Annotated in this window: 3 protein-coding genes and 1 rRNA gene; all 4 read left to right on the top strand. The window is 68.2% G+C overall.

Annotated elements, in window-relative coordinates; all coding sequences use genetic code 11:
- Positions 1-6 precede the first annotated feature (6 nt).
- Positions 7-123: ribosomal RNA gene (gene rrf / locus KBY47_RS36080) — 5S ribosomal RNA — on the top strand.
- A 61-nt stretch (positions 124-184) separates the two neighbouring features.
- The gene (locus KBY47_RS36085) at positions 185-829 is read left to right on the top strand and encodes an HAD family phosphatase (RefSeq protein WP_210928854.1); all 645 of its coding nucleotides are present in this window, start codon (positions 185-187) and stop codon (positions 827-829) included.
- Between the two features lie 66 nt (positions 830-895).
- Complete coding sequence (locus KBY47_RS36090; protein ID WP_210928857.1) at positions 896-2,113, top strand: MFS transporter; 1,218 nt, start codon at positions 896-898, stop codon at positions 2,111-2,113.
- Positions 2,064-2,954, top strand: an 891-nt coding sequence (locus tag KBY47_RS36095) for an acetoin utilization protein AcuC (RefSeq protein ID WP_210928858.1), incomplete at its 3' end; no start/stop codon positions are given. The genes KBY47_RS36090 and KBY47_RS36095, both read left to right, overlap by 50 nt.

Genomic DNA, 2,954 nt, shown 5'->3' on the forward strand with positions numbered 1-2,954 from the left:
TAGTGTTTCGGTGGTTATAGCGTGAGGGAAACGCCCGGTTACATTCCGAACCCGGAAGCTAAGCCTTACAGCGCCGATGGTACTGCAGGGGGGACCCTGTGGGAGAGTAGGACGCCGCCGAACAAATCTTGGGAAGAGCCCCACACCTTGAGGTGTGGGGCTCTTCTGCGTTTAGGGTCGAGGTATGCGTTACGACCTGGTCATCTTTGACAATGACGGCGTCCTGGTGGACAGCGAACCCATTTCCAATCGGCTGCTGGCCGGATATCTGACCGAGCTGGGGCATCCGACCTCGTACGACGACTCCCTGCGTGACTACATGGGTGCCGCCATGCATCGCGTACACGATCTGATCGAGGAGCGGACGGGGCGGGGGCTGCCCGAGGACTTCGATGATGTCTTTCATGCTCGGGTCTTTGCCGCGTTCGAGCGGGAGTTGAAGCCCGTGGCGGGGGTGGGCGAGGTCCTGGAGAAGCTGGCGGCCGATGGGGTGCGGTACTGCGTGGCCTCGTCGGGGAGTCATGAGCGGATTCGGGTGGGGCACCGGACCACCGGGCTGGATCGGTGGTTCGACGAGGGGCAGATCTTCTCCTCGCAGGACGTGGGGCGCGGGAAGCCCGCTCCCGATCTGTTCCTGTATGCCGCCGAACGGATGGGGGTGGCGGCGGAGCGGTGTGTGGTCGTGGAGGACAGTCCGCTGGGGGTCCAGGCCGCGGTGGCGGCCGGGATGGACGTGTACGGGTTCACCGCCATGACGGCGGCGCACAAGCTGGCGGGGGCCGACGGGCTCTTCGGGGACATGGGGGAGCTGCTTGAGCTACTGAGGTAAAGCTGAGGGAAATTCATCTTTGGCTGGATGTACCCAGCGGTAGGTCTGGGGCCTACGCTCGCCGCCATGACTGATGTGCTGCGGCGCGGCAGGGCTTCGTTGGCGTTCGGTTTCTTCGCCCAGGGGGTCGCGTTCGCGCTGCTCGTGACGCGTATCCCGGCGATCCAGGACCGGTACGGGGTGTCCGACGCGCTGCTGCCCGCCTTCCTCGCCGCCGTGCCCGTGCTGGCCGGGGTGGGGAGCGTGACGACCGAGTGGCTGGTGAAGCGGATACGGCCCAGTCAGGTGTTGCGGTGGTCCCAGCCCGTCGTACTGCTGTCGTTGCTCGGGGTGGGGGCGGGGGAGCGGTTGGTCGAGCTGGGGGTCGCGCTGGCGGCCTTCGGGTTGGCCGTGGGGGCGTTGGACGCCTCGATGAACATGCTCGGGGTGAGCCTGCAACGGTCGTACGGGCGAAGCATCATGCTCGGTTTCCATGCGGCGTACAGCCTGGGCGGGATCGTGGGGGCGTCGCTGGCGTGGGTGGGGGCGCACTGGGGGCTGGCGCTGTTCGTCGCCTATGCGCCGGTGGTGGTGGTGCTGGTGCCGGGGGCTCTGGTGGGGAGTCGGTGGTACGTCGACGGGGATCGGGTGGGTGTCGAAGGGCGGCCTGCGGGGGGCGCGGGTGGGGGGTTCGTCTTTCGGGCCCTGTTGCCGTTGTGCCTGGTGATGACCTTCGCCTATATCGGGGACGCGACGGTTTCCAACTGGAGTGCCAAGTACCTGCAGGACGTGCTGGGGAGCAGTGAGCAGCTCGCCACCGTGCCGTACAACGTGTACATGGTGACCACGCTGGTGGGGCGGGCCCTGGGGGACATGGGGGTGCGGAGGTTCGGGGCCGTGGCCGTCGTACGGGGCGGGGCGGTGGTTGCCGCGGTGGGGTTCGCGGTGGTGGCGGGGGCGCCTGGAGCGTGGGTGGGGATGCTCGGGTTCACGCTGTTGGGGCTGGGGTTGTGTGTGATCGTGCCGCAGACGTTCGCGGCGGCGGGGCGGCTGTTTCCGGGGGCGTCGGATGTGGCTGTCGCTCGGCTGAATGTCTTCAACTATGTGGGGTTCCTGATCGGTTCGCCGTTGGTGGGGGCGTTGGGGGACGCGTGGAGCTATCGGGGGGCGATGCTCGTACCGATGGTGTTGGTGCTGGTGACGCTGGTGTACGCCCGCTCGTTCAGGAGTCAACCTGACCGATACGGTGGCGAGTATGAGCGGTCGCGCACAGCTGATGTGGGACGAGGCGGTAACGGGCTATGACTTCGGGCCGGAGCATCCGATGGATCCGGTCCGGCTCGCGCTGACCTGGAGACTCGTCGAGGAGTTCGGACTCGACCGCGAGGTGGAGGTCGTCGCGGCGAAACCGGCCGGGGAGTCGACGCTGCGGCTCGTGCACCGGCAGGACTACATCGACGCGGTGAAGGCGGCGTCGGCGAATCCGCGGGGCGCGGACGGGTCGTACGGGCTGGGGACGGTGGACGATCCGGCCTTCGCCGGGATGCATGAGGTGTCCTCGTTGATCGCCGGGCAGTCGGTGGGGGCGGCGGAGGCGGTGTGGCGGGGGGAGGCGCTGCACGCGGTGAACTTCGCGGGTGGGCTGCACCATGCGATGCCCGGGGGTGCGGCGGGGTTCTGTATTTACAACGACGCGGCCTTGGCGATCGCGCGGTTGTTGGAGCTGGGGGCGGAGCGGGTCGCGTACGTGGATGTCGACGTGCACCACGGGGACGGGGTGCAGGCGGCGTTCTGGGAGGATCCGCGGGTGCTGACGATCTCGTTGCACGAGCATCCTCGGACGTTGTTTCCGCAGACCGGGTGGCCGGAGGAGACCGGGGGGCCGGGGGCCGAGGGGTCGGCGGTGAACGTGGCGTTGCCGGCGGGGACCGGGGACGCGGGGTGGCTGCGGGCGTTCCATGCGGTGGTGCCGGAGGTGGTGGCGGAGTTTCGGCCGCAGGTGCTGGTGACGCAGCATGGGGCGGATACGCACTTCGAGGATCCGTTGGCGCATTTGGCGGTGTCGTTGGATGCGCAGCGGGCTGTGCAGGTTGCCTGTCATGAGCTGGCCCATGAGTACGCCGGGGGGCGGTGGGTGGCTCTGGGG

Origin of the sequence: Streptomyces sp. B93, from assembly GCF_018070565.1 — a bacterium.
In the GTDB taxonomy this organism is placed as follows: Bacteria; Actinomycetota; Actinomycetes; order Streptomycetales; family Streptomycetaceae; genus Streptomyces.